The following is an 18930-nucleotide window of genomic DNA, read 5'->3' as shown; positions in this document are numbered from 1 at the left end:
AACCCTCCTTAAATCACAACCTCAAATCTGTGCCATTGGTGCTGACGGGGGACAGTTCGCCAGACAACGATTTCTCGGACATAAGCGGAACATGGGCTACGCTACACGCTTCAACCGCGCCATTGGCTCGTTGAGTGGGTGGAATTCACCTGCTGGAAGTCGCCTGGCCTGCTCCCAGAGGTAATCGCCGGTCAGACTGATGTGCGCCCAGCCCATCGGAGAAAGGTGCGCAAGCAGTGCCGCATCGAACGTCGTGCCGACAGCGTTGAGGTGCTGGGCGGCCCGGTCGAGATAGACCGTGTTCCAGTAGGAAATCGCCGCAATCAGCAGGTTCAGCCCAGATGCGCGAAATTCCTGATTTTCCAGCGAGCGATCGGTGAACCGACCCTGCCGGTTGGTATAGATGGCGGCGGCAAGCGTATGCCTCGCCTCGCCTTTGTTGAGACCGGCCTGACAGGCACGTCGCAGTTCCGGTTGTTCAAGCCAATCGAGCGTGAACAAAGTGCGCTCGATACGGCCCAGTTCAGCCAATGCAAAATCCAGCCTGTTCTGGCGTTTGTAGGCGGCAAGTTTTCGCAAGATTACTGACGGCGCCACCGTGCCATCCTTGATTGAGGCGACAATCCTGACGATGTCATCCCAATCGGCCTCGATCGCTGCCGTTTTGATGGTGCGGCCCATCAGATTTTCGATGCCCTTGTATGTCGATGGCGCAGCGATCGAACCCAGCTTGCGGTCGCCAATATCGCGCAGCCGGGGCGCGAAGCGGAACCCGAGTAGGTGGCAGAGTGCGAAAACATGATCGGTGGCGCCGCCGGTATCGGTATAGTGCTCATGCAACGGAAGGTTGCCGGCGCCCAGGACAAGCCCGTCGAGCACGTAAGGCGCTTCACCTGCCGTCGCGGACATGATCCGTGATCCGAATGATGCGAAGTGATCGGAAAGGTGAGAATAGATTTTCACGCCAGGTTCGGCGCCATATTTGGCATTGACGTCCGCCGCCCCTGAACGGCTCCGCCCCGACCGGAAGAACTGGCCATCGGACGACGAACTGGTGCCAGCGCCCCAATGCCGCGCGAAGGGTAATTCGTGATGGGCTGAGATGATCATGGCCAGCGCGGCCTGATAGTTCTCGGGTGAAAGATACCAGTTGTGGGTCCATGCGAGTTGGGCATAGCTGACGCCTTCGCTGGCATTGGCCATCCGCTCCAGCCCGAGGTTGGTGCCATCAGCCAGAATTGCGGCGAGTACCGTGCTGGGGTTGTCGTGCTCCTTGCCTGAGCGCAGGTCACGGAATGCGTTCAAAAAACCAGTGCGTTCGGCGACTTCAAGCAGCAGCTCGGTGATGCGCACGCGGGGAAGCAGGGTATCGAGCTTGCGATCGAGGGCTTCAGCTTCCGGTGGGGTGACAGGCGGCATTTGCTGAAGCTTGAGCCGGTCTCGTTCGAGCGACACTCCCTCAAGCTTGTTTGTTTTCAACTGCTTGGCAAATCGGCGCAGCCGCCAGTCAAGATTTCGTGCCCGGTCAGCGAGGTAGGATGCAGCATTTGAATCGAACGGAAGCACATCCGCCACTTTGGCGGCGTCGCGCCGACCCAGCAAATAGGCATCGAAGCGCTGATAGTTGCGGGTTCCCTCGATCCATACATCACCGGCGCGCAAACGATCACGCAAGGTTGCCATGATCGCAATTTCATAACGTCGGCGGTCGATACGGCCGCTTTCGGTGATGAGACGCTTCCACTGCCGATTGGGGAATGGCAGTGGAACGCCATCGGGAAGGTCGCGCGACTTTCGTGTGTTCGCATCGCGAATGACATCGATGGCTTTGATCAGTGCCGTCCCTGTTCCAGACGCCTTGAAGGTGAAGGCGTCCAGAAATGCCGGGCTGAAACGCCGTAGCGTGGCGTAACGCTCGGTTGCCGTTACCAGTGCGTCCTCGCCGGCAAGATCAGCAAGGGCATCTACTTGGGCCTTTGCCGCAACAAGCCGGTGCCAGCCCACCGCTTCGTCAATCAATTCGAGCGGATCGCCGCCATTCTGGACAGCCTCATCAAGTGCTGTAATCGTGGCGCCAAACAGCCGCATGAGTTGCCCCACCGACTGAATACTATCTTGGTAGCGACGCTCGCGCCCACGCCGCGCGCGCGTGAACATGCCGCCGATAAGTCGGTCAAACATTTGGATCGCGGCATCGGCAAGTCTGGCCTCAAGGTCGATCACTGCGGCCGTCAACGTCGCCCGCCTGCGATTGACGCTGTAATCCGAAAGCAGGAATGCCGGTGCCACGCCGCCCTCGCGGACAAATTGGGCAAAGCGGAATTCCGGAATGGCGCCCCCAACTACCGGGTGGATACCTATGCCGCGAACATAGCGCAGGCGCTCAAGCAAGCCATTGATATTGGCCGCAGTCGGGGCTTCTTCGAAATTACGCAACCACGCCAGCGGTGTCATGCCGAAATCCGGGTTGTTGATTACGAGTTCGTCTAGCCGTGTCAGTTCAGCAGAGCTGAGGCCTTCGACGATTGCGGCTGCGGCAGCTTTGCGTGCGCGTGCCCGGCCAGCAAGACCGGCGCGTTCCAGTGTGTCGCCTGACGGAAGAATGAACCGCTCACCCTTCAGGCCAACCATGAGGGCGCGAACAATCGGTTCACCTCTGTCTGTATACTCGGCGGCTTGCGCGGCAAGATTCAGGGCAAGTGCCAGGTCGCCGCGTCGAAACGGGCGTATGCCAAGATAACGCGCCACGAGATCGGCATGATCGGTACGGGTTTGCGCGCGCTGACCATATGCAGAGAAGGAGGAAGGATCGACGAATAACTGTGCCGCGAGGTACTGAAGAATGACGTCGGGAAGCCCGATCTCGGGTTGCAGACCAAAGCCGGGATGTCGCATCAAAGCGATTTGTGCAGCCAGACCGAGTCGATTTGCTGGACCATAGCGGCGCCCAACCAATTCAACATCTTCCGCAGAAAGGGTATAATGCCCAATGATCGCGGTTTCTTGGACAGGAGGATCGAACAGGCGCCGGCGCTCGTCTCCGGTCAGAAGTCGGCGTCGTGCCATTTTGCTCTCCCGCTGAGGCGAATTACAAAATTGACACCAAAGCGGCTTGCACTGGAGGGAGGCCATTCGTTGCCGGTTGATCCCCGAGCAATCACCCGGCGCAGCAAGACAGTTTGGCGACATCCTTATCAAACGTTTGGGCCGCCAGTTTGAGGCCTTCCACAGTGGTCAGGTAAGGAAATATCGTTGCACCCAATTCCAGGGTGGTCATGCCATGTTTGATCGCCAGCACCAGTGTCTGGATCGAATCCGCGCCTTCGGGTGCCATGATCTGGCCACCCAGCAAACGGTCGTTTGCCTTGTCGGCAACCAGTTTGATGAGACCCCGCGTATCGCGTGCTGCCAGTGCCCTTGGCACAGCATCGAGCGGGAGCAGCGAAACCTTGATGTCCAGGCCTTGCGCCCGTGCTGTCGTTTCAGTGAGGCCTGCGCTGGCGACTTGCGGGTCAGTGAAAACGACGGATGGCATGGCGGAATTGTCGTAGCGGTATTGGTTGCCCGTCACCGCGTTGCGCGCGGCCAGTTTTGCGGCATAGGCGGCCATGTAGACGAACTGGTCCCGTCCCGTTACATCGCCCGCCGCGTAAATGCCTGAGACCGACGTTTCGAGGTGGTCATCGACGACGATTCCACCATTACGGGCAAGCACTATGCCGCGCTCCTCCAACCCAAGCCCGTCGCTATTGGGTCGGCGTCCGGTGGCAATCAGCACCTGTTCCGCCGCGACGGTGTCGCGATGCCCCTCGCAGGTCAATTCGACCCCGCTCTGTGTTTGGGCGATACGCTGATAGCCGACACCTGCGCAAACCCGCACGCCCTCGGCTTCCAAATAGTTTTTCAGCGCGGCACTCACTTCCGGGTCCATTTCGGGGAGCAGGCGGCTTCGGCAGCAGATGGTGACATCAACGCCCAGACGCGAAAACATCTGTCCCAGTTCAACCCCAATCACCCCGCCACCGATCACCAGCAGCGATTTGGGCAGGCGATCCAGCGCTAGCGCCGATGTGCTGGTTAGGTAGGGCACGCTGTCCATCCCCGGAATCGGCGGCACGGCGGCGTGCGCACCCATCGCCAATATGACCTTGCCGACTTTTATCGGCACATCGTCAACGATCAGCGCACCGTCTGCGAAGCGTGCCTTGCCCTCGATATAGCTTACCCCGGAATAGGCGGGCAGAAGATCGACATATTTTTTCTGGCGCAGCGTGCTGACCAATTCATCCTTTGATGCCGCGAGCTGCGCCCAATCGCCTAGTTGAATGTTACCGCCAAGGCCGGGAAAGCGCGTGGCGGCTCGCCCACCGTGCACCGCCTCGGCGGCACGGATCAGCGTCTTGGACGGAACGCAGCCGACATTGACGCAGGTGCCGCCAATCGTGCCATGGCCGATCAGCGCGACTTTCGCCCCGAGTTCGGCGGCGGTGATCGCGGCGGAAAAACCCGCCGAGCCCGCACCGACGACGGCCACGTCATATCCATCCCGCCCAGGGCGGTTGCAACAATCGTTCATTGGATACAGCTTTCTTCAGGCGCGACGGGCGCCGTCATTCAGTTTTGAATAGCGCGCGCCGTATAACCCGCATTGGTCGACGCAGCGGCAATCGCAGCAGCATTCGCGCGGCGAGGATCATATGTTACGCGCGCGGTCTTGGCGGCGAAATCAACCGTCACCGCGCTGACACCTGCCACGCCTTCCATCGCCTTCTTCACGGTGATCGGGCAGGTGGCGCAGGTCATGTTTTCGATGGCAAAGGTGGCTTGCCTCTGAGCGGTTGCGGTGGCCGCAGGGCGATCCTGTGCTGAATTGTCAAGTGCTAGGGCGACCCCGCCACCGGCGGTTGCCAGCACGGCCAGCCCAATGAGTATAGTCTTCTTCATGGGTGTACCCTTTCAATAAAACCAAGGTGCCCACCAGTCGATGGTGAGCGCGAGGATGACGATGGCGAGACCCAGCCACAGCACCGCTTTGGTAGTGCGGGCCGATTGCGGACGAGCGCAATATGAGCCGTCCTCACAGGGTGGGTTCGGCTTGAAATAGACATGCCAGAAGCCGTAGCCGAGCAGAGCCAGCGTCACCGCCGCGACATAAGGCTTGTAAGGTTCGAGCGCGGTCAGGTTGGCGATCCACGCGCCGGATATGCCAAGCGTAACGAACAGGAGCGGCACGACGCAGCAGGCGGAGGCCAGCCCCGCGCCGATCAGCGCGCCCGTGGCGACCCAGTTCGCCCGCTTCGGCTCGTCGTTTTCAGTGAGGGCTGACTGTCCTGATTCAGGCGCTGAGGCCATGCCGCAAATCCTTTCTTCCGCCTTCGTGATTCGCAGTGTAGCCTCTGTAGTAGGTACAGACTCAAGAGGTTTTTCATGCAGCCACAATCTGGCATTTTACGCGCTCAGCTTGCCCGGAGGACCGGCTGCAATCTCGAAACCGTCCGCTATTACGAGAAGGTCGGATTGCTGCCAGCACCGGCGCGCAACGCCAATGGCTACCGGGTCTATTCGCCGGAACTGGTGCAAAGGTTGCAGTTCATCCTGCGCGCCCGCGATCTGAGCTTTGCGATGGATGAGATTCGGTCTTTGTTGTCGCTGACCGACGTTGGAGCGCAAACGTGCGCAGAGGTGATGGGGAGAACCCAAGCACACCTTGACGATGTCCGTCGCCGTATTGCCGATTTGCAGAAGATAGAGGCGGCGCTGGCGACAACATTAGACAAATGCACCGGCGACGACGTTGCCGAATGTCCTATTTTGGACGCACTTCAGTTTTCGTCCGTATAGGACAAGTGAGGCCGCTATTTTTGCGGGATTTGATCTTCTGTCGTCAATCTGGAGTATAGCCTAACCGGACGTCAGGATGCAGCGGCGGTTTCTGTCAGGATAGGGTTATGGCAAGCATTTATTGACGCATGTTCCGCCGTGTCATAGAATTCAACCTGACATTTTGACCGGAGGCGGCGATGAAAGGCCAGAGGATCGGTTACGTCCGGGTGAGCACATTCGATCAGAATGTCGATCGCCAGTTGGACGGGCAGTCGCTCGACCGGATTTTCACCGACAAGGCATCGGGCAAGGACATCAACCGCCCCGAACTCGATGCCATGCTCGCCTTCGCCCGCGAGGGTGACACCGTCGTGGTCCACAGCATGGATCGATTGGCGCGTAATCTCGACGATCTGCGCAAACTGGTTCAGTCCCTCACCAAAAGAGGCGTCCGGATCGAGTTCGTGAAGGAAAGCCTGGCCTTCTCGGGCGAGGATTCCCCGATGGCCAACCTGATGCTCTCGGTCATGGGTGCGTTCGCCGAATTCGAGCGCGCCCTGATCCGGGAGCGGCAGCGCGAAGGCATTGCGGTCGCCAGACAACGCGGTGCTTATCGCGGGCGGAAACGTTCCCTCTCCGACGAAATGGTCGCCGAGCTGCACCGCCGTGTTGATGACGGCGAGCGCAAGGCCGTCATCGCCCGTGACCTGGGGATCAGTCGCGAAACCCTCTACCAGTATCTCCGCGCTGCCACCTGAGCCGGTTTCACCCAGCCTCGCTCACCCTTAGGCTTGTCTGATTGATACGACCAATGTCACGTCTCTTGAATTGCTTGAATCATATCAATGAGGATTGGAGGTCTCCTTCGTCAAACGAATGGCAAGAGCGCGACCGATTGCCGCTGCGGCGACTGGCTGGACGGCGCTTGGCGGAAATGGTGCAACCGAACTAGCATTGATCTCGCAAAGCGCATAGGAGCCATCGCTGATGGCTTCACCAGGGCGAAATAGGAAGTCGGCGTCCCAAAGAAGCGGAAGATCGTGGTCGGCGATCGACAGCAACCTTTGCATCTCTGGAATCCAGCGATCCTCCATCGCTTTCCGTAAGGCTGCGAAGCGCGTCACCTCCGGTCCGAACATGGCGCGGCCCATCGGCTGTGGGGTTGACGACGTTGTATCAATGGCCGTTGGCGTCATCAGCGCAGTGATCAGGTTGTGCCCAAAGCCAACCACTCGGTGCCCGCACACGTAGCAGCGGACCATGCCCTCGGACGACTGCGGCTGATAAGCCTGATCGATCAGCACGCCGCCGTCGTTTAGAAACGGCACCCACCTTTCCAAGCACTCGGCTAGGCTGATGCGCTCCGATTTGCTTCCTTGGCGGGCCTCTTGAACTTTCACCGACGTTTTCAAAGCCGGAGCGTTTCCCGCTTCGTCTAGTTGGACACGCCATACATTCCTGCCGCCGTTGCCGTAGTTCGGCTTCAGCACGCGCGGGCCTGCGGCAAGATGTTCGGGGAAACGAGCGCGAAGGCCTTCAGCGTCCACGTATCGATCGACATCGCTGCCCCATTCCATGGATCGCGTTGTGTAGAGCACTTCCTTGACGCCGATTTTGGCGATCACGTCAGGATGCGCGCTGACGACAACGCCGCACGCCGCGACTTCGCGCAGCATCGGGTCGAGCACCGAGCGGTCGCCTGAAATGTCCAACGGATTCACCCAGACCAGCACCGCGTCGAACGACAGCAACTCGTCACGAATGTCGCGAACCGCTTCGTCTCTGTACAGTACAGGCCTTGTGGTCGCCCCGAACGACCGCAAGGCTTGAACGATCGGCCACTGCCGAGCTTCATGAAAGCGATGCGTCCACTCGGCCGCTTGTCCGCGCCAAAGAAGAGCGATGTTCGGGCCGGATGTCACTGTTGCATCTCCCATCGGACCTGCCCCCTTTGTGGTCGCCAACTCAGGTGTCGCGCAGAAGTGGGTGTTGATCCTCGGCGGACGGGTCAGCCGCCGCCGCGCAAAGCCGCGGCATAGCGGCGGTCGACCACTTCCCAGTCGATGTTGCGGAAGAAGGCGTCGACGTATTTGGCGGCGGCGGTGCCGTAATCCATGTGAAAACTATGCTCGTACATATCGAGCGCCAGCAGCGGCACGCCGGCGATTGCGCCGTGCATATGATCCCACGCCCAATGGTTGTGCAGCGAGCGGGTGTGGAGATTGTAGACGAGCACGCACCAACCTGATCCGCCGGCAAGACTCATGCCGGTGCGGCGGAAGTCGGTCTCCCAGCGGTCGAACGAGCCGAACGCCGCGCCCAGCGCGTCGCGGATCGAGCCGGCTGCTTGACCGTTGCCGCCCAGCCCGTCGAAATAGATTTCATGGAGCACGACCGAGCCGGTGCGGTGCAGCTCCTCGCGCTTGAGGCCGCCATAGACCACCGGCGGTAGGTCCGGGTCAGCGAGCGCGGCGGCAAGGCGTGTTTCGATCATATTCAACGCCTTGACCGAGCCGGCATAATTGTTCTCGTGGTGCGATGTGATCAGCCTTTCGGAGAGGCCGTGGAGCCTGGCGGGATCGAACCTGAGCGGCTTGATCTGATGATTGCCGGCGAATGCGAGGACATTCGTCGGCGCTGCGGTCGGCGTCTGCGCCGAGGCTTCGTTCATAGTCATGGCTGCGGCTCCAATGCCAAGAGTTGCGATTGCACTGCGTCGGGAAAATTGGTCGATCGTCACACGTCACTCCCTTCAGATGATCATTACATATGCGGCCCCGAGGACGGAGCAGACGCCGAGCACCGGCAGCATGCCGGCCTTGAACCGGAACATGGCGAGGATCGCACCCACCGCCAGCGCTAACGCGGGCCAGTCGACGGACGTCAGGACTGGGAGATCGATGGCGCCGGCCGCGAACGGCACTTCGCGGACTTGCCCGAACAAGGTGTGAATCCCGAACCAGACTGCCAGATTGAGAATGACACCCACCACTGCGGCGGTGATCGCCGAAAGCGCGGCCGACAATGCGCGGTTGCCGCGCAGGCGTTCGATGAACGGCGCGCCGGCGAAGATCCACAGGAAGCAGGGCAGGAAAGTGACCCAGGTGGTGAGAATCGCGCCCAACGTCGCGGCGATGAGCGGCGGCAGTCCGGTGGCCTCGCGGAAGGCTGCCAGAAAGCCGACGAACTGCGTCACCATGATCAGCGGCCCGGGCGTGGTCTCGGCCATGCCGAGCCCGTCGAGAGGGCATAGCGTGGGAGGTACGCCAAGCAACGCTAAGGACGAACAATACCGGAACGGCGTGCAAGGGCATCACCTGCGGAGGCCGATGATGCCCAGCTCTTGCCACATCCACGTAAAATCATAGGTAGCCATTGGCTCGCCGACCCCGGATTTTGCTGCGCCATTCTCTATATATTTGAGCCAGTCGGCCACTTTCGCCCGGCCAGCCTTCGTGCGGGCCAGAGCGCGCGGCGTCTTGTTGCCAAGGGCAGGCACCGCTTCATCAAGCGTTTTGGTATATTCGCGTGTCAGCATATCATGAACGATGCGCTCCATTTCGTCCGGCGGGATATCGAGCGGCTCTTCCTGCGGAGCGCGGGCGGCGTCATCAGCCATGAACTGGGCCAGAGTCCGGATTTCGGTCATAGGTGTGCTCACGCAATCACCAAGCCATTCGCCCATTTGCGCAATCGCTTTCTCCGCACGGGCGGCACTATTGACCTCAACGATCAGTTTGCGTCCCGCCAACTCGACATTGGCGAAGACGGGTGTGCCGTCCTCCATGGTCGTCACAAAAGCCTGCCCGCCTTTGGCCGTTCGTGGTTTTCTCTCCTTCGTCACCGGCACCAGCCAGTTCCAGAATGTGTCGCTGGCAGGCTCCAGCCATTGTGCCGCGTTCAGCCTGCGAACCACGCTCTTGCCGATCACGCCCTTGGCCAGGGGGAAGACGATGCGGTGGAACACAAGATCATCGCCATCGGCGTTGACCATATCCGGCATGGTGCCAGGCATGGCTTTGCCCAGACAATCGAGCAGCCACATGTTCGTGAACATCGGGCCTGATGCCCGTAAAATAGCATCCCGGTCGGTCTGGTTTAGTTCGGAGGTGTCCTTTGCATCGTCCGCAAGCCGGCCAAACGCGTCGATCAGTTGTAGGGCGCCATCAGCGCTGAACGGCAACAGCGCGCCCGAGATGCCATGGCGACCGTTCACATCGACAACCCGTGCAGCGATCTTGTCCCAGTTGACGAGGGTCTGTGTCGCGCCGTGTTCGCGGACCGTGACTGGCGCAACATCCCGCAACAGATCACGCAAGGTCATCGACTGACCGGGGACGACCTCGCTAACCTCATAGAGCGACATCATCGTATCCCGCAGCGCGCGCATATAGGCCTTGTTCGGCGCCTTCTCGTTCCAGCCTCGGCGCTTGAGATAGTCATCGACCAGATTGCGACCGTCAGGTTCCAGTTCCTGTGTCAGCAGATCTTCAAAGGCGCAGCCCCATAGCGGCCCTTGCCAATGATCACCGATGATCTCGAATATGGCGTCGGGTTCGAGGCCGGTCGCTTCACATGCCGGACCGAGATGCGCGGACAGCATTTCATCCATCGCCTCGTCCCACGGAGCACGATCCGCATATTTCATCAGCCCGGACAGATCGTGAGCAGATTTCAATCTGGACATTCAGGCAGGCCTTTCCACGCCAAGGCGGCGCATTTCGCGATAGATGGTGGATCTGCCGATGCCGAGTTGCCGTGCTGCCTCTGTCGGCGAGATACGGGCTTCGACCAGTTTGATGGCCGCATCCACCTTGGACATGTCGAGCGGCTGACGGCCAGGCTGCTTGCCCTTGGCGCGTGCAGCGGCGATCCCATCGCGGGTCCGCTCAGAGATTAGCCGCCGCTCGAAATGGGCGATAGCTCCGAACACATGGAAGATGAGTTCGCCGGCGGCCGACGAGGTGTCGATTTTTTCCTCAAGACTCAGGAGGGCGATGCCTTGGCTGCGCAAAGTTTCGACTGTGGCGAGCAGTTCAGTCAGCGAACGCCCAAGCCGATCGAGGCGGACCACGGCGAGCGTGTCACCCTTGCGGGCATAGGCGATCAGTTCGGCCAGTCCAGGCCGCTCCATGCTTTTTCCCGATATTACATCGGTGAACACCTTGATGGCGCCGGCATTCTCCAGTCGCATGGTCTGGCCCGCCACATCCTGATCGCCGGTGCTGACGCGGGCGTAGCCCAGAATGCCGCCCATCTATCGTGTCTCCCAAACGGTCGTTCTGTGGACGCTCTGAAGGGCGACCGCTTCACCCCGCCCATAGCCGTCCACATACTATGTCTCTTTACTCATGGCTGTCCATAGGCGCAGTTGACCTTTTGTGGACGGGAATCGGCATGACGAAGCGCAAGCATCAACTCCTGACCGAGAGCGAGCGCAATCAGATCCTTGCCATCCCGACCGATCGCGACCACTTGGCTCGGCTCTACACCTTCGAGCCTGCGGACATCGAGATCATCGGCGCGCGACGGGAACGACGGAACCAGTTGGGCGTCGCGCTGCAACTCGCGCTCTTGCGCCACCCGGGCATCACACTGGCGCAGTTGATACAGAACAGGGGAGCGATGCCCCATGATCTCGCCGCCTTCGTCGCAGAACAGCTTGGCCTGCGCGTCACGGATCTGGCTGACTATGCGGCGAGGGACCAGACCATGACGGACCATGCTCGCGAGCTAGCCGCGCGCTTGGGACTGCGAGGGCCGACGCGTGCCGATATTCCGTTCATGATCGAAGCGGCCACGAAAACGGCATGGGCGACCGACAAGGGGATGACGATAGCGACCGGTGTTGTCACCGCCCTTCGTGAGGCCCGGATTCTGCTGCCGTCCATCTCCACCATCGAGCGTGCCAGCAGCGCGGGGCGCGCGCGTGCCCGCAAGCAAGCCGCCTATGCCCTGATCGACGATCTCAGCGCTGAACAGGTCCACGCCCTCGACCAGCTCTTTGACGACGCCGGGGGCATGAGCCAGCTCGCTTCGCTCAAGACCATTCCCATCGCGGCAAGGCCCGATCATATCCGCCAGATTCTCGACCGCCTGCGGCAAGTGCGGAAGATCGGCATCTCCCCGGACGTGGCTGGCCGCATCCACGCGGACCGCTTCCGGCAATATGTCCGGGAAGGCCGTGCATCGCCTGCCTATATGATCGAGCGATACGTTCCCTCCCGGCGGCGCGCCACGCTGGTTGCCTTCCTGCTCGATCTTGAAGAGCAGCTGACCGACAGCGCTCTGGAGATGGCGGACAAGCTGATCGGCAGCATCTTCACCCGCGCGAAGAATGCCCAGGCGCGTAGCTATGCCGCCACATCGAAGAACGTGGCGCGGCTGATGCTGATCTTTCGCAGAACGATCGATGCGCTGACCGATGCGGTCGATACTGGCGAAGATCCAATTGAGGTCCTGGACGCATCGGTCGGGTGGAACACCCTGATGAAGGCGAGGCCGGAAGTGGCGAGCATCGCGGAAACCGCCAACCTCGATCCGCTGACGGTCGCGGCCGACCGCTATGCGACGTTACGCAAGTTCGCCCCCGACCTGCTTGAGACGCTCCAGTTCAGGGCCGGAAAGGGCAGTGCGAAAACGATCGCTGCCATCGAAATGCTGCGCGACCTCAACAGGTCGGGCAAACGCGATCTTCCTACCGACGCTCCGATGCCCTTCCGTAAAGAATGGCGAAAAATCGTCGTTGGCGATAACGGCAAGATCAACCGGCGGCTCTGGGAAATCGCAACGATCGCGCATCTGCGCAACAAGTTGCGTTCGGGGGATGTCTGGGTGGAGCGATCGGCGGGATACCGCCAGTTCGACAGCTACCTGCTCAGCGAACCGAAGGCGAAGCCAATCGTGTCGGCTCTTGGTCTGCCACCCACAGCCAGCGAATGGCTCGAACAACGGGGCCGCGAACTGGACTGGCGACTGAAGAAATTTGCCCAGCGCCTGAAGCGCGACGCTCTGGAGGGTGTGCGGTTCCGCGACGGCCGCCTCCAGATATCCCCGGTTCGCACGATCGCGATGCCCGATGCCGAAGCGCTGGCTGACCGGCTCGATGCGATGATGCCCCGCATCCGCATCACCGAGCTGCTGCATGAAGTGGCGCAGGAAACCGGCTTTCTTGCTGCATTCACGAACCTGCGCACCGGCGAAGCGTGCCCCAACGAAAACGCGCTGCTCGCCACCATCCTTGCGGATGCCACCAATCTCGGCCTGTCGCGCATGGCTGCCGCGAGCCAGGGCGTGACGCGCGACCAGCTCCTGTGGACCCATGACGCCTATATCCGCGACGACAGCTACTGCGCGGCGCTGGCCGTGCTCATCAACGCGCATCACCGCCTGCCATTCTCGCGCGTATGGGGCGACGGCACAACGTCCAGTTCCGATGGCCAGTTCTTCAGGGGCGCGAAGCGCGGTGCATCGGGCGGCGATATCAACGCCCGCTATGGCGTCGATCATGGCTTCAGCTTCTACACTCATGTTTCCGACCAGCGTGCGCCTTACCACGTCAACGTGATCTCTGCCGCGACGCATGAGGCACCCTATGTTCTCGACGGCCTCACCAGCCACGGCACCGATCTGAAAATCGTCGAGCATTACACCGACACTGGCGGGGCGACCGATCATGTCTTCGCCCTGTGCGCGATGCTGGGATTTCGCTTCTGCCCGCGCCTGCGCGACTTTCCAGACCGGCGCCTCGCGCCGATCGCGCCGGTTAAGGCCTATCCGGCCATCGCCCCGCTAATGGGCAAGCGTATCCGCACCGACATCATCGCTGAACAATGGGATGACGTGCTGCGCCTCGTCGGCTCGATCAAGGCCGGCCATGTCGCGCCATCGGTCATGCTGCGAAAGCTCGCCGCGTACGAACGGCAGAACCAACTCGACGTCGCGCTACAGGAAATCGGCAAGATCGAGCGAACCCTGTTCATGCTGGACTGGCTGGAAAATCCCGATCTGCGCCAGCGATGCCATGCTGGTCTCAACAACAGCGAACAACGCCATGCCCTGACGCAGGCAATCTACACCTTCCGCCAAGGCCGGATCATCGACCGCAGCCATGAGGCGCAACAATATCGGGCATCCGGCCTCAATCTAGTCATCGCCGCGATCGTCTACTGGAACACGATCTACATGGATGCTGCCGCCCAGCATCTACGATCAACCTCGGTCGCGGTGCCTGATTATCTGCTCGCCCATACGTCCCCCGTGGGTTGGGAGCATATTGCCTTCTCCGGCGATTTCCTCTGGGATCGCGCAGCCGCTTCCGCTGGCCGCAAGGCCCTCAATCTCCCGCCGGATAGCCGCGTCGCATAAGCGTTCGCTGATTGTTCGCCCTTAGCGTTGTTTAGCGTACCATCCACGCTATGCCCTCAAAAGGGATAATCTGTCGTCCCGAGAGGCGATCATCACGGCAATCGTGGCGAAAACGCTGAGCGTCAGGCCACCTGAAACATCTGAAGGACAACCGATGATGCTCTGAAATTGAAAGGGGGCCCCGCGCCAACGGGACCCCCTTTAACGCATCCTGTTGCCAGAGCGCCAAGTTCACCTCGCTTTCTAGCAACAGACCGAATGGCAAACAAGCGCTTCTGCGCGCGATGAAACGCGCCCGAACGCTGCCAAGAATCGCCGCACCAGCTGGTGCATATGAAAGGGAGGTCAGCGACGCAGACATGAAAAACCCGGGCAGCGCCCGGGCCTTTCGAAGGAAGCTGTAATTTGCCGCGCCAAAGCGTGGCGAGAGACACCGGCAAGCTACCTGCTCCCTCACAACTTGCAAGCATTTTTCGCAACGTTTGCGGGCAATGTTTTTTGTCTGTGCCGCACCTCAGGACTGAGGAAGCGAAGGGATGACTATTGTCCAGAATCAGGCAGCCTGGGAGGTGGATAGCCGCCGCCGGGGAGGGCCAGCAGCGATCGGCGCCTGTCTGCCAAAACTGGGGATGCTCGAGACCGAACAGCTGACCAAGATCGCCTTCATGGAAGACCCGGCAGATCGGGCAAGACATGCTGCGCGCGTCAGCAAGATGATGCGAGGGTTCGGACATACCGGGACCGAAAGTGCAGGCAGACAGCGGCGGCGCAAACTGCTCGATATCATCGAGACCTTCGTGAGAATGCCGCCCGTGACTATCGATGTTCCGAGGATCGTCTGGCGCGATCTTTACGATGCCGCCGCGAGCATCGCCGCCATGAATATCGACTGGGACAGCCGCTGCGGCCCCCTCATCGCCGCCTCGAACGACCATCTCAAATGCCGGATAGGATGGACCGCCGCGCGCAAGAACATCAGGCGCCTTGCCGAATACGGCCTGATCATCCCCTATTGCCTCGCGGGCAACGGCAAACGATTTCTTGGATCACGAGACAGCCTGGATCGCTCTGACGCCTCAGGATGGTCGCTAGCCCCGCTGCTCCTCCTCGAAGATTACCTCACACAGCTCGCCGCCACCGAAAAGGCCCTGGCCGAGCAGAACCTGATCCTGCCCAAGGAGATTCGAAAGGCAACAAGCAGCGCCTACCGGCTGCTGCGGCCGTTCGAGCAGGGCCACCCCTGGGCTGACAAGGCCAGAAAGAAGCTCGATGCGATCGCTGCGGCGCGGCGCATATACCAGAGGCGGAAAGGATCCATGGACGCGATCGGCGTGCTCGGCCGCCTCGCCGAGGTCGCAACGCGGCTGCTTGATCGGTTGTCAGAGCGCATATCGCTCGGCGAGATTGCGTCGCTGACACCTTCCGGGGACACTAGGGTGCGCCGGGATGGCCACCATCAATACAGTCCTGAAGAAGCTCTTGAATCTGTATCCGGCTTGGCGGAGGGCGCTTGCCGACGGGAACCTGATGACGTTCGAACCACGCCTGATGCCGACAGGGTGAAGCAAGAAACAGCCGATGCTTGTCAGAACGCGCTGGTCTCTGCCGACACGAATGATGTCTACGGCATCCAGCGATCGGGGTTCGTTTGGGCCGAAGCCTCTGCCCTCTTCCCTTTCATCGACGGTATGGTCGAAATCGCGAGACGGCCCGGCCTGACCGAGCTTCACGCGGTCGCTCGCGTCTGCCAGATAGGTCAGGCTACAGCCGCTCGGGCAAGCGCCATGCTAGGGACAGAGATCGCACTCCTCTGCGCGCTAATCACCGGGCATCACCTGGCCAACGGACAAATCCGCAAGACCCCCGATGCATACATGCAAGCACTGGTGCGGCGCGCCCGCAGCGGTGAGCTCAATCTCGGCCACACGCTGCTCGGCCGCAGAAAGGCAGTATTCGGCCAGGGGGATACAAGGGCTTCGAATATGCGTATCTCTGTTCGATCATCGATGCACTAGGTCCGACTCATGAAGCAGGAAGCCCTTATCGCTTGGACATCGCTCTACATCGGCGTGGGAATGATGGCGCTGATCTGCGCAGTGCTCTCAGTTGTCGTCACGGCTGACGACTGGCGGAGTGGCAGGTGGCGACCCACGCACCAAACGGGGCTCCAGAAAGCTCTGGTCATCCCGAAGCTCTGGCTGCGCTGGCAGCTCAACTACCTCAAGGGCGCGCCAGTCATCCTGGCAATCAGCGTGTACTATGCTTGGCACGTCGGTTTCTCAGTGTTCTGGGACGTCTGATCGTCCATCGAATGAGGCAAGCATTACCCTGCGAAACGGATTGGGCGCGGGAAGTGCTGCCGAAGTCAGCGACACGCCGCCGGTCGAATTCGGAATGCCAATTGAGCCCATGATCGTACGCACATAGTTGCGGGTCTCACGAAACGGCGGGATACCGCCAAATTGGTCCACGCGTCCCGGGCCTGCATTATAGGCAGCCAGTGCAAGCTCCCATGTCCCGAAGCGATCCAACTGCTCGCGCAGATACCGCGCGCCGCCGACAAGGTTTTGCCGCACATCCCAAGGGTCGGTGACACGCAGATATTGGGCCGTACCGGGCATAAGCTGAGCCATGCCCATCGCACCGGCACTGCTTCGGGCGAAGGGACGATATCTGCTTTCCTGCGCCAGCAAGGCGTCAAATAGAACAACGGGCACGCCGGCATCGCAAGCGACGTCGACGATCAGGTTGAAATAGGCGGTCCGGCGAGCCTGAGCATCGCCGCTGATACCATATCGCGGGAAGAAGCTGCGGGACTGGCAGAGTGGGTCATCCTGCGAAGGGCGGAATGGTGAAGAAGCAGGGCTCATGAATGATGCACCTGCCCGCATCCACGAAGGAACAGCGGGACGCGCGGCATAGGGATTGATCGTGAAGCTGTGAGGGACCAACTCAAAGTCGCCGTGCAACTCTGGTGAAAACGCATCCACTGGAGCCGGAGGCACTTCCACTGATTGCTCGAGATCGACCGCCCCGCGCAACTGTGGGCGGAGCACAGCAAAATCCGGTTTTGCCTCTGGCACAAACACGTCGAGCATGGCTTCGCGCGCCGATGATGGCGTCGGCGTCAAAGCGACCAGCAAAAATAGAAGATTTTTCATGACCACACCTTTCGGCGTGGTTCGGATATCGCCCCACTTTTCTAAATGAACAGGCGGCGCATGGCAATCGCCCAGAATCTGGCATCGCACAGACGAAAGCGGCGTTGGCCATCGCGAGCCGTGCCGGAGAAGGTCGGGTCGATCCAGAGGGGAAAGATGGTGAGGCTGAGCTGAGAGGAGCGAGTTTATGCTAGTTGCGCTCAAACCCACCCAGGAGACCATCGACATCGTTGCTGCGCTGAAGGGCCGTTGGCACGGTTCCTACGCGATGTGCATCTGCCCTGCGCATGCAGACCGAACGCCGTCACTTTCAGTCCGGCAGGGCGAGCGGGGTATTCTGGTCCACTGTTTTGCGGGATGCCGCAGCGAGGATGTCCTGCGCGAAATCGGTCGGACCAAACCGATCCTGAATTCCTCTGCCCCAAGCTATCAGCCAGAACGAACTGCGCCAAACGTCAGAAGGATATGGGATCAGGCCACGGAGATCCGCGGAACGCTCGGTGAAGTCTACCTTCGGTCGCGGCGGCTGCCAATCGACCTCCCCGACTTACGCTTCCATCCGCGGTGCCCATTCGGCCGCAAGCCTAAGACCACCTTCCGGCCCGCGATACTGGTCGGTGTCAGAACCGGGCACCGGATGACGGCCATCCAGCGGATCAGGCTGACCAACGACGGAACATGGCATGATGGCAAATTCATGCTCGGAAAGCCTGAACGGGGCGCGTGGGCACCGCAGTTCGAGGGCGACGTGCTCGCCATTGCTGAGGGCATGGAGGATGCGGCGAGCTATACTCAGATCAAAGGAGTCCCTTGCTGGGCAGCACTCGGGAATAAGCGTCTCGCGCTAATCAACGTTCCGGACCAAGTTGGCACCCTTTACATCGCCGCGGACAACGATGGTCCAGGCCGATACGCTGCAATGGCGGCAGTTGGATCACATAACATACCAGAAAGGCAGCTCTTGCGTGATCCGCCGCCAAGGCCTTTCCACGATTGGGCAGAAGCTCAGAGCCATATCCGTTAAATGAACATCAGGCTGAGTGTCGGCGATGAAGATCGGGCGCGAGGCACCGACAAACGCTGTAAGCTGTTGAACGAGCCATTCGGAAACATACCGCAAACTTGCCGGTCGAATTTCAGCATCGATATGCAGTTCCGACTTCCGCCGTCGAAGTTCATAGGCCACACCATCATAGAAAACGGATCGGTCCATTGAGGAACCCGTTTCAAGCAGTGCAGCGAAACTACGCAGACCGATTACTTGCATCTTTCCCACTACAAAGCTTGCGGGATTATCAATCGCGTCAATTCGATTTATGGCGAACCATTTGCCCATGAAATCTCGGATTTTCGGTGATGGGGCCAAAGGAAAACGCTATCACTTCAAGACACAGCTTGGTTTTATCCTGTATGTCAATTATACTGCCGCTGACTTCGGTTAAAATCCGTTGTCAACAGATCGCGCCGGTGCCCGAGAGGGTTTAATTCGGGAACACGGTGAGGAGCGGCTTTTGCTGATCCGAGTCCGAGGCTGTCCCTGCAACTGTAAGCGGCGAGCGCGATGCACATCGCTTCCACC

General features: G+C 60.3%; 16 protein-coding genes, 1 pseudogene and 1 riboswitch. Of the genes and pseudogenes, 6 read left to right on the top strand and 11 right to left on the bottom strand.

Going from position 1 to position 18930, the window contains the following annotated elements; translation table 11 throughout:
* Window positions 1–96 precede the first annotated feature (96 nt).
* The 4 genes from AX709_RS16890 to AX709_RS16875 form a co-directional block, all read right to left on the bottom strand.
* A complete protein-coding gene (locus AX709_RS16890) occupies window positions 97–3066 on the bottom strand; it encodes a Tn3 family transposase (RefSeq protein WP_014072601.1) in 2970 nt (989 codons plus the stop codon).
* 91 nt (window positions 3067–3157) lie between these two features.
* Complete coding sequence (gene merA / locus AX709_RS16885) at window positions 3158–4534, bottom strand: mercury(II) reductase (protein WP_037505046.1); 1377 nt, start codon at window positions 4532–4534, stop codon at window positions 3158–3160.
* Between the two features lie 80 nt (window positions 4535–4614).
* The gene (locus AX709_RS18420) at window positions 4615–4944 is read right to left on the bottom strand and encodes a heavy-metal-associated domain-containing protein (protein WP_081096816.1); all 330 of its coding nucleotides are present in this window, start codon (window positions 4942–4944) and stop codon (window positions 4615–4617) included.
* A 12-nt stretch (window positions 4945–4956) separates the two neighbouring features.
* On the bottom strand, window positions 4957–5352 hold the full coding sequence (locus AX709_RS16875) for a mercuric transporter MerT family protein (RefSeq protein WP_007015440.1): 396 nt from the start codon (window positions 5350–5352) through the stop codon (window positions 4957–4959).
* A 75-nt stretch (window positions 5353–5427) separates the two neighbouring features.
* On the opposite strand from AX709_RS16875, the gene AX709_RS16870 reads away from it, so the two are divergent.
* Both AX709_RS16870 and AX709_RS16865 read left to right on the top strand, forming a co-directional pair.
* Window positions 5428–5841: a MerR family transcriptional regulator gene (locus AX709_RS16870; RefSeq protein WP_007015439.1), complete on the top strand. Its 414-nt coding sequence runs from the start codon at window positions 5428–5430 to the stop codon at window positions 5839–5841.
* A gap of 179 nt (window positions 5842–6020) precedes the next feature.
* Window positions 6021–6581 (top strand): recombinase family protein, encoded by a 561-nt coding sequence (locus AX709_RS16865; RefSeq protein WP_017184234.1) that lies wholly within the window; start codon window positions 6021–6023, stop codon window positions 6579–6581.
* A gap of 84 nt (window positions 6582–6665) precedes the next feature.
* Here AX709_RS16865 and AX709_RS16860 read toward each other — a convergent pair whose 3' ends face one another.
* From AX709_RS16860 to AX709_RS16840, 5 genes and pseudogenes are all read right to left on the bottom strand, one after another.
* Window positions 6666–7760, bottom strand: a complete 1095-nt coding sequence (locus tag AX709_RS16860) for a Cj0069 family protein (RefSeq protein WP_137776362.1) — start codon at window positions 7758–7760, stop codon at window positions 6666–6668.
* A gap of 71 nt (window positions 7761–7831) precedes the next feature.
* Window positions 7832–8500 carry a superoxide dismutase gene (locus AX709_RS16855; RefSeq protein WP_171007877.1) on the bottom strand — a complete coding sequence of 223 codons (669 nt, stop codon included), beginning with the start codon at window positions 8498–8500 and terminating at the stop codon, window positions 7832–7834.
* 75 nt (window positions 8501–8575) lie between these two features.
* Window positions 8576–9067, bottom strand: a pseudogene (locus AX709_RS16850) (chromate transporter); the annotation flags it as partial.
* A 69-nt stretch (window positions 9068–9136) separates the two neighbouring features.
* Window positions 9137–10510 (bottom strand): hypothetical protein, encoded by a 1374-nt coding sequence (locus tag AX709_RS16845; protein WP_007015736.1) that lies wholly within the window; start codon window positions 10508–10510, stop codon window positions 9137–9139.
* A complete protein-coding gene (locus tag AX709_RS16840) occupies window positions 10511–11080 on the bottom strand; it encodes a recombinase family protein (RefSeq protein WP_007015735.1) in 570 nt (189 codons plus the stop codon).
* A 140-nt stretch (window positions 11081–11220) separates the two neighbouring features.
* Here AX709_RS16840 and AX709_RS16835 point away from each other — a divergent pair, with 140 nt between their 5' ends.
* The 3 genes from AX709_RS16835 to AX709_RS16825 all read left to right on the top strand — a co-directional run bounded on the left by AX709_RS16835 (window position 11221) and on the right by AX709_RS16825 (window position 16490).
* The gene (locus AX709_RS16835) at window positions 11221–14190 is read left to right on the top strand and encodes a Tn3 family transposase (protein ID WP_007015734.1); all 2970 of its coding nucleotides are present in this window, start codon (window positions 11221–11223) and stop codon (window positions 14188–14190) included.
* Between the two features lie 536 nt (window positions 14191–14726).
* A complete protein-coding gene (locus AX709_RS16830) occupies window positions 14727–16205 on the top strand; it encodes a helix-turn-helix domain-containing protein (protein WP_073974055.1) in 1479 nt (492 codons plus the stop codon).
* A 9-nt stretch (window positions 16206–16214) separates the two neighbouring features.
* Window positions 16215–16490 (top strand): hypothetical protein, encoded by a 276-nt coding sequence (locus AX709_RS16825; RefSeq protein ID WP_039330618.1) that lies wholly within the window; start codon window positions 16215–16217, stop codon window positions 16488–16490.
* Here AX709_RS16825 and AX709_RS18415 read toward each other — a convergent pair.
* Window positions 16470–17351: a lytic transglycosylase domain-containing protein gene (locus AX709_RS18415; RefSeq protein WP_052241776.1), complete on the bottom strand. Its 882-nt coding sequence runs from the start codon at window positions 17349–17351 to the stop codon at window positions 16470–16472. The two genes, AX709_RS16825 and AX709_RS18415, sit on opposite strands and share 21 nt — an antisense overlap.
* 187 nt (window positions 17352–17538) lie before the next feature.
* Between AX709_RS18415 and AX709_RS19525 the strand changes: the two genes are divergently transcribed.
* Complete coding sequence (locus tag AX709_RS19525) at window positions 17539–18375, top strand: DUF7146 domain-containing protein (RefSeq protein ID WP_039330619.1); 837 nt, start codon at window positions 17539–17541, stop codon at window positions 18373–18375.
* Here the strand turns inward: AX709_RS19525 and AX709_RS19025 are convergent.
* Entirely contained in the window at window positions 18286–18687 is a 402-nt protein-coding gene (locus AX709_RS19025; RefSeq protein WP_152998733.1) for a hypothetical protein, read from the bottom strand. The genes AX709_RS19525 and AX709_RS19025 overlap by 90 nt on opposite strands.
* Before the next feature lie 112 nt (window positions 18688–18799).
* Window positions 18800–18930, top strand: a riboswitch (cobalamin riboswitch). This riboswitch is flagged as partial in the annotation.

This window comes from Sphingomonas sp. CCH15-F11, from assembly GCF_001557005.1.
GTDB lineage: Bacteria > Pseudomonadota > Alphaproteobacteria > Sphingomonadales > Sphingomonadaceae > Sphingomonas.
The sequence above is the reverse complement of the archived record's forward strand: the minus strand, read 5'-3'. Positions and strand labels throughout refer to the sequence as shown.

What these genes read in the sequence shown, in the direction of transcription:
- AX709_RS16890 (WP_014072601.1), bottom strand. Translation starts at nt 3,066, where the DNA reads ATGGCACGACGCCGACTTCTGACCGGAGACGAGCGCCGGCGCCTGTTC.
- AX709_RS18420 (WP_081096816.1), bottom strand. Translation starts at nt 4,944, where the DNA reads ATGAAGAAGACTATACTCATTGGGCTGGCCGTGCTGGCAACCGCCGGT.
- AX709_RS16875 (WP_007015440.1), bottom strand. Translation starts at nt 5,352, where the DNA reads ATGGCCTCAGCGCCTGAATCAGGACAGTCAGCCCTCACTGAAAACGAC.
- AX709_RS16870 (WP_007015439.1), top strand. Translation starts at nt 5,428, where the DNA reads ATGCAGCCACAATCTGGCATTTTACGCGCTCAGCTTGCCCGGAGGACC.
- AX709_RS16865 (WP_017184234.1), top strand. Translation starts at nt 6,021, where the DNA reads ATGAAAGGCCAGAGGATCGGTTACGTCCGGGTGAGCACATTCGATCAG.
- AX709_RS16860 (WP_137776362.1), bottom strand. Translation starts at nt 7,760, where the DNA reads ATGGGAGATGCAACAGTGACATCCGGCCCGAACATCGCTCTTCTTTGG.
- AX709_RS16855 (WP_171007877.1), bottom strand. Translation starts at nt 8,500, where the DNA reads ATGACTATGAACGAAGCCTCGGCGCAGACGCCGACCGCAGCGCCGACG.
- AX709_RS16845 (WP_007015736.1), bottom strand. Translation starts at nt 10,510, where the DNA reads ATGTCCAGATTGAAATCTGCTCACGATCTGTCCGGGCTGATGAAATAT.
- AX709_RS16840 (WP_007015735.1), bottom strand. Translation starts at nt 11,080, where the DNA reads ATGGGCGGCATTCTGGGCTACGCCCGCGTCAGCACCGGCGATCAGGAT.
- AX709_RS16835 (WP_007015734.1), top strand. Translation starts at nt 11,221, where the DNA reads ATGACGAAGCGCAAGCATCAACTCCTGACCGAGAGCGAGCGCAATCAG.
- AX709_RS16830 (WP_073974055.1), top strand. Translation starts at nt 14,727, where the DNA reads ATGACTATTGTCCAGAATCAGGCAGCCTGGGAGGTGGATAGCCGCCGC.
- AX709_RS16825 (WP_039330618.1), top strand. Translation starts at nt 16,215, where the DNA reads ATGAAGCAGGAAGCCCTTATCGCTTGGACATCGCTCTACATCGGCGTG.
- AX709_RS18415 (WP_052241776.1), bottom strand. Translation starts at nt 17,351, where the DNA reads ATGAAAAATCTTCTATTTTTGCTGGTCGCTTTGACGCCGACGCCATCA.
- AX709_RS19525 (WP_039330619.1), top strand. Translation starts at nt 17,539, where the DNA reads ATGCTAGTTGCGCTCAAACCCACCCAGGAGACCATCGACATCGTTGCT.
- AX709_RS19025 (WP_152998733.1), bottom strand. Translation starts at nt 18,687, where the DNA reads ATGGGCAAATGGTTCGCCATAAATCGAATTGACGCGATTGATAATCCC.